Source organism: Streptomyces sp. NPDC037126 (assembly GCF_055605965.1).
In genome coordinates this window covers 302108-316132 of the sequence record NZ_JBVJTD010000009.1, presented here as the reverse complement: position 1 = coordinate 316132, position 14025 = coordinate 302108, and the positions used below count along the sequence as shown (strand labels likewise).

Sequence of the window (14025 nt, the reverse complement as noted above, 5' to 3'; positions counted from 1 at the left end):
TTCTCTCTCCTGGGGGTTACCAGCGCACGGGCAGCGCGTGCAGTCCGCACAGCACGCCGTCGTACTTCAGCGGGAGTTCCTCGACGGGAACGGCGAGTTCCAGCGACGGAATGCGTTCGAAGAGCCTGCGGTAGGCGATCTCCATCTCCGCCCGTACGAGATTCTGGCCCAGGCACTGGTGCACGCCGTAGCCGAAGGCCACGTGGTGGCGCTCGGCGCGGGCCGGGTCGAAGGCGTGCGGGCAGGCGAACGCCTCGGGGTCGTGGTTGGCCGCGGCGACGAGCGGGATGATGCCCTCGCCGGCCCTGATCAGCTGCCCGGCGATCTCGACGTCCTCCAGGGCGACGCGCAGGGACACGAGATCGGCCACCGAGTGGAACCGCAGGGTCTCCTCGACCGCGCGCTCGTCACCGATCCACTCCGGATTCAGCAGCAGGGTCACCACGCCGAGGGCGATGTTGTTCGCGGTGGTCTCGTGTCCCGCGATGAGCAGCAGCATCAGCACCCCGGTCAGCTCCTGGGGGTGGATGCCGCCGGTCGCCAGCAGCCGGCTGACCAGGTCGTCGCCGGGCCAGTTCTGCTTGATGGCGATGAGCCGGTTGATGTACCGCATCAACTCCCGTGAGGCCGTGTCCCGTTGCTGCTCGGTGGAGGTGCGGATGGCCACCAGGGTGCGGGTGCGGGACTCGAAGAAGTCACGGTCGACGGGCGGCACGCCGAGCAGCGAGGAGATCACCAGGGAGGGGATCGGCAGCGCGAAGTCGGCGACGAGGTCGGCCGAGTCGCCCGAGGCGAGGAGGGCGTCGATGCGCTCGTCGACGGTCCGTTCGATGGCCGGGCGCATGGAGCGGACCCGGCGCACGGTGAACTCGGGGATCAGGGCCTTGCGGAAACGGTCGTGCTCCGGGGAGTCCAGCCCGACGAACCAGCCGGGGATCTGCTCCTGGCGGGGCACGCCGATGGTGTCGCTGATGTGCGGGAAGCCCTCGTGCTCGGGGTTGGAGCTGATCCTCCTGTCGGTGAGGACGGCGCGGACCTCCTCGTGCCGCGTCACCAGCCAGACCTTGTTCCCGTTGGGGAGGAGGGTCACGACCAGTCCCGGGCGCCGGCGGTAGTCCTGGTAGCGGGGCGGCGGGAACGGCTCGCCGGGCACCCGCAGCGGGAAGTCCACCACGGGCGGCGCGGCGGAGGACTCGGCGTTCGGCATGCTCATTTTCTTCCTCCTGGCCGGTGCCGGGCGGTCAGGCCGCGCCGTAGAAGGCGCGGATCGTCGCGGTCACGAACTCCTGGTCGGCGGCGGTCAGTCCGACGTACGTCGGCAGGTACAGGCCGTCCGTGCTGAACCGGGTCGCGTTCAGATAGGGCCACACGGGGTCGTGGTAGCCGGGCTGCCTGCTCATGGGCTTGAAGAACAGCCGGGTCTCGATGCCCTCCGCCCTCAGGTACGCGCGCAGTTCCTCGCGGCGCTCGGCCCGGATGTCGTACATCCACAGCACGTCGCGGGGCGGCATCAGGGTGATGCCGCGCACGTCCTTGAGGCCCTGCTCGTAGCGGCTCTCGATCTCGCGGCGCGCGGCGAGGATCTCGTCGATGCGCTCCACCTGGGCGAGGGCGACGGCCGCCTGCATGGCGGTCATCCGGAAGTTGTAGGCCAGCTTCTTGTGCAGGAAGCTGTGGTCCTTGGTGAACGCCATCGCCCGCAGATGTGCCAGTTGGTCGGCGAGCCGGCTGTCGGCGGTGAGGCAGATGCCGCCCTCGCCCGAGGTGATGATCTTGTTCGCGTACAGGGAGTAGCAGGCGATGTCGCCCACCGGGCGGATCCCGTGAGCCTCGGCCGAGTCCTCCACCACGCGCAGGTTGTACTGGTGGGCGAGGTCCATGATCGCGTCCATGTCGCAGCGCCTGCCGTAGACATGGACGGGCATGACGGCCTTGGTCCGGCGGGAGATCTTCTCCTCGATCTTGGTCACGTCGATGTTGAGATCGTCCGCGCAGTCGACGAACACCGGTGTCGCACCGGTGTAGGTGACCGCCCAGGCGGAGGCGATCATCGTGAATTCCGGGACGATGACCTCGTCGCCGGGCCCGATGTCCAGTGCGCGCAGCGCGAGGGTCAGTGCGGCCGTCCCCGAGGAGCAGGCCACGCCGTGCGCGATTCCGTTGTAGTCGGCGAACGCCTGCTCAAATCGCTTGACAAACGGGCCCTGGGAGGAAATCCACTCACCGCGGACTGTTTCGGTGACATATTCGAGCTCCCGTCCGCCGAGCGTGGGCCGGGAAACGGGGTACTTGTACGACATCCGATCCTCGTTCTGTTCGGGTGCGGGGGCTCGTCATGCCAGGGCGGGAAGTGCGAGCAGGAGATCGGCGGCGGTGGTCCGGCCGCCCGCGGCGCGCTGCAACTCACCGATTCGCTCGGCGCGTTCACGGAAGGCGGGGTTCTCCAGGATTCGGGTGAGTTTGTCGACGACGTCGTCCGGATCCATGTCCCGGGGCCGGTCGAGGGTCAGGCTGATGCCCCGGTCCCGGCCGCGCACGGCCTGGTCGTAGCAGTCCACCCAGAGCGGGCGCACCACCAGGGGCTTGCCGAAGTAGACGCCTTCGTGGAAGCCGTTGCCGCCGCCGTGCGTGAAGAACGCGCCGACCTTCGGGTGGGCGAGCACGTCGAGCTGGGAGGGCAGCCAGCTCTCGATCCGCAAGTTGCCGGGCAGCGACTCCCGGGGCGGCAGCAGATGCTGCTGCTCACGGGGCAGTTTCCATAGGAACTGGTGCCGGTCCGCCATCCGCCGGGCGACCTCGACCAGCGCCGCGGCCTGGTCGCGGGTCAGCCTGGTGATGGTGCCGAACCCCATGTAGACGACGGAGGACTGGGCGTCGAGCCAGTCCGTGACCCCGGTGTCGTCGTCGGCCGGTCCGGCCTCGGGCAGCGGCGGCACCATCGCACCGACCAGCTTCATCTTCCCGGGAACCGTGAACGGGTAATCCAGTTCCGCGACGGAATTGCAGAGGATCATCTCGGCCCGGTCGATCCGGGTCATGGGGCTGGGCTTCGGCAGCCCGAGTTCCTTGCGTATGCGCGCGTCCTCGGAAAGCACCTTTCCCATGGCCGGATTGAAGAACATCGCCAGTGTGCGCCACTTGAAAAGTTCGTTGCGCAGCCTTTGCCCGAAGCTCATTTCGAAGGGCAGTCCCGAGTGGGGCACAGGGAAGCCGCGCGGCGTTCCGGAGGGTCCGAAAGGATTGAGTGACGTCAGGACATTGCTGGGCAGAAACGGAACGCTGAGCACAAAGGGAATGTTCCGCCGGACCGCCAGGTCCACGGCGAATCCGCTCACGCAGTCGATGACCATCAGTGCCGGCTCGACCTTGTCCACGACGGTTTCCAGACGGCGGTACTTCTCCGCCTGGAGGTCCGGCCGGTACGACTGCCGGACGACGGCGCGGTGCGCCCGGAAGCGCGACGTCTGGGTCACCTCCCGGTAGACCTCGTCGCTCCAGCTGACCGCGGACAGTTCGGAGAACACCTCGCCCAGGGAGGCGAACTCGACGGAGCTGCCGTGGGCCTGCCGTTCGACCTCCGCGCGCCGCGGCTCGTCCGTGGCGAACCACAGGCCCGGCACGCCACGCCGGGAGAGTTCGGCCGCCAGCACGAGCAGCGGGTTGAGCAAGCCGCTCTCCGGGAGGCTCACGAACAGGATGGGCCGGTGCGGGGCACTCATCGGACTCCTTGGGGCATGACCGGGTGGCTGGTTGGCTGCACAACCACTGTGGTCTCATGGCCCGGCCCGGGATTTCCTTAGAGTCGGAGGGCGCGGCCGGAGCATGTCCAACCCGCAACTGTTCAAGATGCAACCATCCCTGATGTTCAGGTGTTCTTGGCCGACGCTTCTTAATGGCTCCCATATAGTCGGCCACATCTCGATCAGGTAACCTGGCCTGGTTCAAGCAGCTTTGGGGCTTACTGCAAGGAGCTTCGACGGGGGCCGGCGTCTTTGCGGATAGCGGGGGGAACGTGGTTTTCAGCCAAACGGCGCCCGACCATTCCAACGGCCATGCGGCGTTCGGCCGTACTGGCGAGATCTCGATGCTCTCCGCTCGGGCTCGGGCAGCATGCGCCGGTCAGGCCGGTGTCGTAATGGTTTCGGGGCCCGCCGGAATGGGGAAAAGTAGTCTCCTGGAAGCGTTTTCCCAGGGGCCGGGCGTCACCGGCATGACCGTGCTCAGCGGCAAATGCGCCGACAATGCGCAGAACGTGCCGCCGTACTCCGGCGTGCGCGCCCTCTACGGCCCGTTCGTGGCGGCCGGCGGGGGAGCGCCGGGCCATCCGCTGCTGGTGGGTGCCGCACGGCACGCCGTCCCCGCACTCCGCCCGGCGGCCGGCGACGGCGGCCCGTTCGCCGCCGACTCCGCCTACCCGGTGTTCCAGGGGCTCTACCGGCTCACCGCGGCCCTGGTGACGGAGCGTCCGCTCGCGCTCGTCCTCGACGACGCCCACCTCTGCGACGAACACTCGCTGCGCTGGTTCGAGTTCCTGCTACGCCGGGCCGACGGCCTGCCCCTGCTGGTGGTCCTCGCCCGGCGCGGCGACGGCGACCCCGCGGGCACCGGCGTGTGGCCGTATCTCGACGCCCATCCCGCCTGCACGAGGCTGCCCCTCGGACCGCTGGACGAGGAGGCCATAGGCCGGATGGCCCGGCAGGTCTTCGCCGCACCGGTCGCCCCGTCCTTCGTCCTGCAGGTCACGGGCGTCTGCGGCGGAGCCCCCGGCACGGCCGCCCGCCTGCTGCACGCACTGCGCCGCGAGGGCGTCCGCCCCGACGCCGACGGCGGACGCCGCGCCTTCGAACTCGGCACGGCCATGATCGCCGCCGCCGTCCGGGACCTGCTCGACGAGAAGCCCGCCTGGTTGCGCGCTGTGGCCACCGCGATCGCGGTGCTCGACGGGGCCGCGCCGGGGCACACGGCCGCCCTCGCCGGGGTGTCCGTCCCGCTCGCCCAGCGAGCCGTCGCCCTGCTGCGCGAGGCCGGAGCCCTGCTCCCGGACCGGACGGCACCGGTCCACGAGGCCGTACGCGCGGCCCTTCTCGCCCCGCTCGGCGCCGGGGACCTGGCTCACCTGCGCCAGCGGGCCGCACTGCTCCTCAGCGACGCGGGCCGCCCCGCGCAGGAGGCGGCCCGGCACCTGCTGGGAGTGCCGGGCACCCCCGAGCCGTGGATGTCCGGCATCCTGCGCGACGCGGCCGGCGAGGCCGAGGACCGCGGCGCACCCGAGGCGGCGGCCCGCTATCTGCACCGCGTCCTCGAAGCGGAACCCGACGACTCCACGGTACGGCTGCGGCTCGGCAACCTCCTGGCCCGGACCGACCCCTTCGAGGCGGTCCCGGTGCTCCGGGACACCCTGGAGCGCGCCGGTGACCCGGCCACCCGGGCCGGTGTCGCCGTGCCCTACGCCACGACGTGCCTCACCGCGCAACAGCCGCGGGCCGCCCGGCAGGCGGCCGCCGCCGTGCTGCGGGCCCTGAACGCCCGGGGCGGGACCGCGCCCGGCCCGGCCGAACACCGGCTGCGCACCGCGCTGGAGTGCGTCCTGCTCCTCACCGGCCCCGCCGCGAGACCGGCCGCGTCCGCCGTCCTGGAACAGCTCGCACACCTCCCCGAGCACCCCCGCCCCGTGCAACCGCACCCGGACGCGCTCGGCGCGCTCGCGGCCGCCCTGTACGGCGGCAGCCCGGAACTGGCCGCACGGTACGCCCGCCAGGCCCTCAACACGCCCTCCTGCGACGGATGGCCGCTGCTCGCCGCGGCCACCGCCCTCGCCCTCGCCGGAGAGCCCGACGAGGCGCTGCGCGCCCTGGACGGCCACGCGTGTCCCGAGGAGGCCGCGACCGGCCGGCCCGGGCCGCTCGCCCTGACCGCCCGCGCCGTGGTCCTGTACGGCACCGGAGCCCTCCACCACAGCGTCGCCGCCGCGCGGGCCGCGCTGGCCGCGGCCGACGAGGCGGCGAGCGGCGTACGGCTCGTGCTGCCGCGGCTCGTCCTCGCGACCGCGCTCACCGACCGCGGCGAGGCCGCCCACGGCGAGGAGGTGCTCGCCGACACGGGCCCTGCCGGACTCACCGCCGCCGGGCCGTACCAGCACCTGTACCTGATGGCCCGCGCCCGCGCCCGCTGGGTCCTCGGCGACGGCGAGGCGGCCCTCGTGCTGCTGCGCGCCGGCGGACGCGCCCAGCAGGAGGCGGGCGTGGTCAACCCCGTCTTCGCGCCCTGGTGGGCCGACGCCTGCCGCATCCTGGCCGCCCTGCACCGTCCAGAAGAGGCCCGCGAACACGCCGAGTTCGGCACCGAGGCGGCCCGCCGGTGGGGCACTCCCCGCGCCCTCGGCCTGGCCGCCCTCGCCCGCGGCGTCCTCGCCTCCCCGGCCGCGCGGACCGGCCTGCTCACCGAGGCGGTCACGGCCCTCGGACGCTCGCCCGCGCGGGCCGACCACGCCCGGGCCGAGTACGAGCTGGGCCGGGCCCTGCTGCGCCAGGGTGACCAGCGCGCGGCCCGCCGGCACCTGCGCGCCGCCGCCGACCTCGCCGGTTGCTGCGGCGCGCTGCCGCTCGCGCGCTCCGCACGGCGGATGCTGATAGCGGCCGGCGGACGCATGAGCGCGATCACCGGATCACGCGCCGACCTGCTCACCGCGGCCGAGCGCAAGATCGCAGGCCTGGTGCTGCTCGGCACGAGCAACCGCAGGATCGCCCAGCGGCTGTGCGTCACCGTACGCACCGTCGAGACCCATCTGACCAGTGTCTACCGGAAGTTGGGCGTGAACGGACGGGACCAGCTCGCCGCGGTCCTGCGCGCGCCTGGGACACTCGTACCGCGCCTGGCCGCCGAGCCCGGCCCCACCGCCAGGGCGAGCTGAGCGACGCGGGACCCTCGCCGCACCGTTCGACCTCGACGACCTGAAGATCCGGTATCACCATGTTTCCTTCGGCGTTCCCCCGTCCCCTTCCCCTCCGTGCCGGCCGACCCGTCTCCGATGCCGCCCCGTCCGCCGCGCGCCGTCACGCACGCGAACAGGCCGTCCTCGCCTCCGTGCTCAGCGGCCTGAGCGCACGCCGCTCCGCCGTCGTCAGCGTCACCGGCGGCACCGGCTTCGGGCAGAACGCCCTGGCCCGCTGGACGTCCCGCAGCGCCGCGGCCCATGGACTGCGCGTGCTCAGCGCCCGGGCGAGCGTGGCCGAGAGCCAACTGCGCTACGGGGTCGTGGCCCAGCTCCTGGCCGCCGTACCCGGACTGCGCGCGGACCTCGACGGAGGCCGCCCGCTCCCGGCCGGCGCCGCCTGCGCACCCGGACTGGCCGAGGTGCTGCACAGCTGCCGCCGGCAGCCGACCCTGGTCGCCGTCGAGGACGCCCACTGGCTCGACGCCGAGTCGCTGCGCTGGCTGCACCTGCTCGCACGCCGCGTCGCCGCCGCCCCGGTGGTCCTGCTCACCGTCGGCAGCGCCGCCACGGTCAGCGGACCCGACTGGCGCGAGGTCGCCGCCTCGTCCCCGGGCTCCCAGAGCGTGCACGAACTCGCGCTCGGCCCGCTGACCGCCACCGACGTCACCGGCGCGGTGCTGGACGCCTGCGGCGCGCCGGGCGACGAGGTGTTGCTCGCCGCCGCCCACCGGGCCACCGCCGGGAACCCGGCCGTGCTCCACGAGACACTGCTCCGCTTCGCCGGGCAGGGACACCCGCCGGACGCGACCCGCGTGCCGGAGCTCCTGGCGATCGCCGCGGCCGTCCTGGACGAGCACGTCGAGCGGGGACTGCGCGGCCTGCCCGAGGAGACAGTCGTGCTGCTGGGGGCCCTGGCCGTGTGCGGCGACGTACTGGAGTTCCCCCTGGTCTGCGTCCTCGCCGGTCTCGCACACCTCGGCGAGGCCCGGCTGCGTGCCGCCGTGGCGGCCACCGGCTTCGTCACCGCCACCCCCGCCGGGCCACGGCTGCGGCGGCAGGTCCGCACCCGGGTGCTGGAGGCGATGACGCACCCGGCGCGCGCCGACCTGCACGCCCGTGCCGCCGAACTCGCCCATCGCGCCGCCGCCGACGACCGGTCCGTGGCCCAACTGCTGCTGGGCGCGGGGCCCGTAGGGGCCGACTGGGCCGTGCACGCGCTGAGACGCGCCGGCCGGCTCGCCCGCCGGGACGGCGACCACACCCGTTCCACCGCCTGTCTGACGCGGGCCCTGCGGGAACCGGTCGGCCCGGAGCGGCGGGCGCGGCTCACCTTCGATCTGGCCGCCGCCGAACTGGTCACGCTTCCGGAGGCGGGCCGCAGACGGCTCGGCGACCTCGTCCGGTCACCCGGCACAGCCCCCGACCTGCGCGTCCGGGCGCTCGATCTGGCGCTGGCCGACGGCGGCTCGGACGCCCTGCGCCAGGCCGTCGCCGAGGCCCTGCCCACCGCCACCGGTCCCGAACGCGACGACCTGATCGCCCTGTTCTGGGCGGCCGACCAGGCCGCGCCGGGCCGTGCGGAGATGATGGTGCCCGAGGTGCCGGCCCTGCCCGACCGACCGGTCCCGGCCGCCCAGGCCGGGCAGCGCGCCTGGCAGCTCGCGATGCGCGGGGTGGACCTGCCCGTCGTCGCACGGCTCGCCCGGACCGCCCTCGCCGCACCGGCGGGACACGCCCTGATCCTGCCGCGCCTCGCCGCCTGCAGAGCCCTGTGTCTCACCGAGCACTACGAGGAGTCCGAGGCCGGACTCGGCTCGCTTATCGGGGAACTCCACCGCCGCGACATGGGCGTGGCCGTCGCCCACGTCCTCACGGCACGGGCCGAACTGCACCTGCGCCGCGGCCGTCTCGCCGCCGCCGAACGGGACGTCGCCGCAGCCGAGACGGCCCTGCCGCCAGCCGCCCGGCACCCGATGACGATGCCCTACTTCGCGGCCGTCCGGCTGCTCGTGGATCTGGAGAGCGGCCACCAACGCGAGGGCGCATCGCTCGCCCTGGAGCCGGTGCCCCCGGCCACCCGGCGCAGCGGCTACTGGCCCTGGCTGCTCTTCGCGCGGGGTCTCGCGCACGCCGCCGAGGGCGACCCGCGGGCGGGGGTGGGCCTCCTGAAGGAGTGCGGGCGGCAGCTGCTGAACCGGCACCAGCCCAACCCGGCGCTCATACCGTGGCGTTCGTACGCCGCCCGCCTCCTGCGCGTCACCGGTGACCGGGCCGAGGCACAGCGGCTGAGCCGCGAGGAGCTTCGGCTCGCCCGCGGATGGGGGGCGCCCGGCGCCCTCGGCTGGGCCGAACTCAACGCGGGCCCGGGCAACGGGCGCGATCGCCTCTCCAGAGCCCGGCACGCCGTGCGCCTGCTCCAAGACGTCCCAGCAAGTCCCGGGCACCTGAGGGCACTTGCGGATCTGGCGGCCGCCGAGATGTCCGGCGGCGGGAACCGGGACGCGGCCACCGCGGCCCTCGACGAGCTGTCGGTGCTCACCACCACCCATCCGCACAGCCCCATGGCCGCCCAGGCGCGGCTGCTCGCGCGGCGGACGGAGCCGCGGCCGAAGCCGCTCGGCGCGGCGTCCCCGGACTGGGCCGAACTGTCGCCGAGCGAGGCGCGCACGGCACTGCTCGCCGCCCACGGCCACAGCAACAGCCGTATCGCCGAGATGCTCTCGGTCTCCCGGCGCACCGTCGAACTCCGGCTGAGTCGCGCCTACACCAAGCTTCGCATCAGTGGCCGGCAGGAACTGCGGGCGCTCGTCCGTGCGAGGGAAGGAAGGCGAGACGGATGTTGATCGAACGAGACGCCGAGATCGAGCGGGTCCGCGAAGCGCTGCGCGCCGCAGCCGACGGCCGGTCCTCCTTCTTACTGGCCGTGGGTCCGCTCGGCATCGGCCGCTCGGCCTGGCTGAGGGAACTCCCCACCTGCCTGCCGGAGCAGGACGTGTACGTGCTGCGCGCCCACGCGGCGCCCATGGAACAGGACTTCGCCTTCGGTGTCGTACGGCAGCTCTTCGACAGCCTGGCGCCCAACATGCCCGAGCAGGCCCGAGAGACCCTGCTGCACCAGGCGGGCGCCGCACGGCCGGCGCTCGGCTACGACACCTGCCCGCCCGCGGAGGCCGACGCGGGTGCGGCTCCCTATGTCGTCCTGCACGACCTCAGGGCGATGGTGGAGCGGCTCGGCTCGGCCCGGCCGCTGCTCGTCCTCGTCGACGACCTGCCCTGGGCGGACGACGGGTCGCTGCGCTGGCTCGCCTACCTGGCAAGGCGGCTGCACGGTCTCAGGGTGGTCGTCGTCTGCTCCCTGCGGGAGGGCGAGTCGAGGGCGCGCGATCCGCTGCTGCGCGAGGTGGTGGAGGCGGCGACGGACACGCTGCGCCTCGCCCCGCTGTCGCGGGCGGCCACCGCCGAGATCGTCCGGGAGCAGTTCGGTGAGCCGGGCGACGAGGAGTTCGTCCGGGCCTGTCACGAGACCTCGGGCGGCAACCCGGTGTTCCTCATGGCCGTGGTCCTCTCGATGGTGATGGACGGCCACCGCCCCACCGCCGAGCAGGCCGGCACGGCCAGGTCGCTGTGCCCCTCGAACCTCAGGGAACGCCTGACGGGCTGCCTGCGCAACCAGCCGCAGCCCGAACGCGACCTCGTCGCGGCCGCGGCCGCACTGGGGGAGCGCAGCACCCCCGAACTGGTCACCCGGCTGGCCGGGCTCGACACCGTCGGCTACACGGGTGCGGCGCGCGCGCTGCACCAACTCGGCCTCCTCACCGGCGTGGACGAACCCCGCTTCGTCCACCGGGTGGTGCAGGACGCGGCCGAGGCCTGCCTGACCCTCGCCGAGCGGCAGCACTGGCACGAGGCCGCCGCCGCCCTGCTCTACGACAGCGGGCATCCCGCCGAGCAGGTCGCCGCCCAGCTCATGGCCGTGCCCGCCTCCGGCACCGGCTGGGCCGCGACCGTACTGCGCACCGCCGCCGAGACCGCGCTGTACCGGGGGGCGCCGGACACGGCCGCCCGCTATCTCAGACGCGCGCTGCTGGACAGCTCGGAACAGGGTGAGGAACGCGCCCGGCTGCTCATCCATCTGGCGGGCGCCGAGCGCCACTTCGACCCCGCCGCCGCGGAACGCCACATCGCCCAGGCCATGTCGCTCCTCGGCACCGCCCGCGACCGGGCTGCCGCCGCGCTGCACGTGTCACCCGGCTTCCTGGACACGACCAGCGCCTCCGCACTCGACATCCTGCGGCGCGCCGCCGACGACCTCGGACCCCACGCCCAGCTGAGCGGAACACCGCGCGAGCTGGCACTGCGCCTGGAGGCGCGGCTGAGTCACTGCGGACGCGAGGACCCCGCCGAACTCGGGCTGTCCGTACGGCTGCTGGGGGACGAGCGGCGGCAGTTGCCGGTGTGCTCTTCCGCGGAACGCGAATGGCTGGCCGTGCTGCTGCACTCCGTCTCGCTCAGCGGCAGCCTGCCCGCGTCACAGGTGACCCGGCAGGCCGTCCGGGTCCTGGACCGCGAGCCGGTGCGGTCTCCCGGGGACCACAGCGTGCTGCCCCTCGTGCTGTCGGCCCTGGTGGCGGCCGACGCGGTGGACGAGTTCGAGTCGTGGCTCGGCGTGGAGGAGGCGCACGCTCTGCGGGCCGCCGGAACCGACCCGTTGGTGGCGCTCGCGCACGCCCTGCTGTACCTCGCGCGCGGACGGCTCACCCAGGCCAGGGAGCGGGCCGAGCGCGTCTTCGGGGCGGCCGGGTCCGGCCGGCCGGAGGAGGGGGCCGTCGCCACGGTGGTGCTGGGCGCCGTCGCCCTGGAGACCCGGGACCCGGCGCTCAGCGAGCGGGTACGGGCCCGTGCGCTGGCGGGCCGGCCGGTCGGCCTCGGCTTCACCACGATGCTGCGGCTCCTGGAGGCCTCGGCCGAGGCGCAGCGCGGTGAGACCGCCCGGGCCCTGGACACGGTGCTGGACTGCGGCCGTCGGCTGGAGGCGTCCGGCTGGCGCAACCCCGTCCTCTTCCCCTGGCGGCCCAGGGCGATCGGACTGCTCGGCAGGCTGGGCGACACCCGCTCGGCCCGGGCCCTCGCCGAGGAGGAGTACAAGCAGGCCACCGTGTGGGGTGCGCAGGTCGCCCTCGGGCGCGCCCAGCGGCTGAGAGGCGCACTGCGCGGCGACAGCGAGGGCATCGCCCTGCTGCGCGACGCGGTCGAGGTGCTGCGGGGATCCGGCCATGAGCTGGAACTGGCGCGCGCGCTGCGGGCGTTGGGGCTGGCTCTAGGGCAGGGACCCGAGGCCGGCGCCCTGTTGGGGGAGGCGACCGGTCTTGCCGCCCGGTGCGGCGTCGTCTGGCCCGCGGTCCGGACCGAGGGCCAGGCCCCGCGGACCGTGGTGGTGTCGTCGGCCGCGGCCCTCACCCCCACCGAGTCCCGGGTGGCGACCCTGGCGTGCAGCGGTCTGACCAACCAGGAAATCGCCGTTGAACTCGGCGTAGGTACGCGTGTGGTGGAAAAACACCTCACCAATTCCTATCGAAAATTCGGAATCTCGGGCCGTCGCGAGCTGGTCAGCCTGCTGAAGGATTCCGGACTGAATTCCGGTCAATAACCCGGGGGTGCCCGGTCCTTCGGTCACCCATCCGTGGTGCGGTCCTTCCGCTCACGGCTTCGGCGGTACGGTCGGTGTCCTCCGTAGGCGCCCCGTCAGGCCCCCAGTACAGGCCTGAACTGGTGCGCTGTGAACACCGCACCGTACCGAACCACCGAAGCCGCCGGTACGGACCGCACCTTTCGAAGGTACGGCCACGAACTTGTCCGTACCGGTGCCGGTCGCCGTTGACCAGCCCGATCGGACGTATTTAGGGTTCAATACAGAATCCGGTGAGCGCCACTCCCCATGGGCGCCCGGAGTTATCCCGCCACTCGGCGACGCATTTCTGGCCACCCCCCCGTGCCATGAGAGGAAATGAGTTCCTTGGCAATCTCCGCTCCCGTTCCGGCCGATCTCGTCCCCACCGTCGTACCGACTTCTCCGACGGAGCCCGCCGGACCGGCAGAGACGCACCCCCTGTTCAACCAGCCCGGCCTGACCACGGCCTGCCTCGACCGGAACCTCGATCTCCAGCAGGCGAACCAGGAGTTCTTCCGCCGCTTCGGCGGCTCCGCCCCCCAGCTCGTCGGCCGCTCCTTCGTCGACCTCGTCCACCCCAGCGGCCAGGAGCCGCTGCTGAGGCAGTTCGCCGGGCTCACCGACGGCCGGCGCGACCGGTTCACCACCGAGGTCATCGCGGTGGGACCCGACGGCGAACCGTTCCGGACGTTCCTTACGGCGTTCGCCGTGCGCGGCGGCACGCCCGACATCTGCGCCATCTGGCTGATGATGGCCGGATCCGGCGACACCGCGGAGCCGGCGATGGCCACACCCCGCAAGAAGATCCTCAGCGAGGTCGACGCCCGCATCCTGGAGGGCATAGCCGCGGGCGTCTCCACCGTTCCCCTGGCGGCACGCCTGTATCTGAGCCGGCAGGGCGTCGAGTACCACGTGACCTGCCTGTTCCGTAAGCTCCGCGTCCCCAACCGGGCCGCCCTCGTCTCCCGTGCCTACTCGATGGGCGTGCTCAAGGTGGGAACCTGGCCGCCGAGGGTGGCGCAGGACTTCGTCAAGTGAGTGCCCCGGCCCGGGACGGCTCCGGACGGTCGGCGCCCCCCGGCGGTTGACGGCGTGGGCCGCGCGTCGACGGACGCGCGGCCCGTGCCCGGAGCGGTCCGGACGCGGTCACCGGCACGGGTCACCGGACCCGCGCGCTCCACGGCCCGCTCACCTCGGGGGAGGCCCGGGTCACCCGTCGATGCAGGTCCAGGCGCGGATCAGCGCCGGCGCCCAGGCCGGCCGGTCCTGCGGTGCATCGGCCAAGGGCTCCGGACCGGTGTCCGCGTCGCGGCCGTCCTCGTCGGCCGGGTCGGGCCCGGGGTGCAACGCGGCGCCGAGCGAGTGGAGTTCGGTCACCCACGAGAGCAGTCCCCGTGCGCCCGGGTCTCCTGCTGCAGCCATG

8 protein-coding genes are annotated in these 14025 nt (G+C 73.2%); 4 read left to right on the top strand and 4 right to left on the bottom strand.

Going from position 1 to position 14025, the window contains the following annotated elements:
- Positions 1-16 precede the first annotated feature (16 nt).
- From ACZ7FF_RS22050 to ACZ7FF_RS22040, 3 genes are read right to left on the bottom strand one after another with little or no spacing between them, the layout of a single operon-like run.
- Positions 17-1213, bottom strand: coding sequence for a cytochrome P450 (locus ACZ7FF_RS22050; RefSeq protein ID WP_470813946.1), 1197 nt, complete (start codon positions 1211-1213; stop codon positions 17-19).
- Between the two features lie 28 nt (positions 1214-1241).
- Positions 1242-2300, bottom strand: a complete 1059-nt coding sequence (locus tag ACZ7FF_RS22045; protein ID WP_470813945.1) for a DegT/DnrJ/EryC1/StrS family aminotransferase — start codon at positions 2298-2300, stop codon at positions 1242-1244.
- Positions 2301-2333: 33 nt separating this feature from the next.
- Positions 2334-3719: a glycosyltransferase gene (locus tag ACZ7FF_RS22040; RefSeq protein ID WP_470813944.1), complete on the bottom strand. Its 1386-nt coding sequence runs from the start codon at positions 3717-3719 to the stop codon at positions 2334-2336.
- 293 nt (positions 3720-4012) lie between these two features.
- On the opposite strand from ACZ7FF_RS22040, the gene ACZ7FF_RS22035 reads away from it, so the two are divergent.
- From ACZ7FF_RS22035 to ACZ7FF_RS22020, 4 genes are all read left to right on the top strand, one after another.
- Positions 4013-6910, top strand: a complete 2898-nt coding sequence (locus tag ACZ7FF_RS22035; RefSeq protein ID WP_470813943.1) for an ATP-binding protein — start codon at positions 4013-4015, stop codon at positions 6908-6910.
- A 173-nt stretch (positions 6911-7083) separates the two neighbouring features.
- Positions 7084-9777, top strand: a complete 2694-nt coding sequence (locus ACZ7FF_RS22030) for a LuxR C-terminal-related transcriptional regulator (protein WP_470813942.1) — start codon at positions 7084-7086, stop codon at positions 9775-9777.
- Complete coding sequence (locus tag ACZ7FF_RS22025; RefSeq protein WP_470813941.1) at positions 9771-12581, top strand: helix-turn-helix transcriptional regulator; 2811 nt, start codon at positions 9771-9773, stop codon at positions 12579-12581. The genes ACZ7FF_RS22030 and ACZ7FF_RS22025 overlap by 7 nt, the downstream gene beginning before the upstream one ends.
- A gap of 357 nt (positions 12582-12938) precedes the next feature.
- Positions 12939-13640, top strand: coding sequence for a helix-turn-helix transcriptional regulator (locus ACZ7FF_RS22020; RefSeq protein ID WP_470813940.1), 702 nt, complete (start codon positions 12939-12941; stop codon positions 13638-13640).
- A gap of 171 nt (positions 13641-13811) precedes the next feature.
- Here the strand turns inward: ACZ7FF_RS22020 and ACZ7FF_RS22015 are convergent, their stop codons facing one another.
- A complete protein-coding gene (locus tag ACZ7FF_RS22015) occupies positions 13812-14024 on the bottom strand; it encodes a hypothetical protein (protein WP_470813939.1) in 213 nt (70 codons plus the stop codon).
- Position 14025 lies beyond the last annotated feature (1 nt).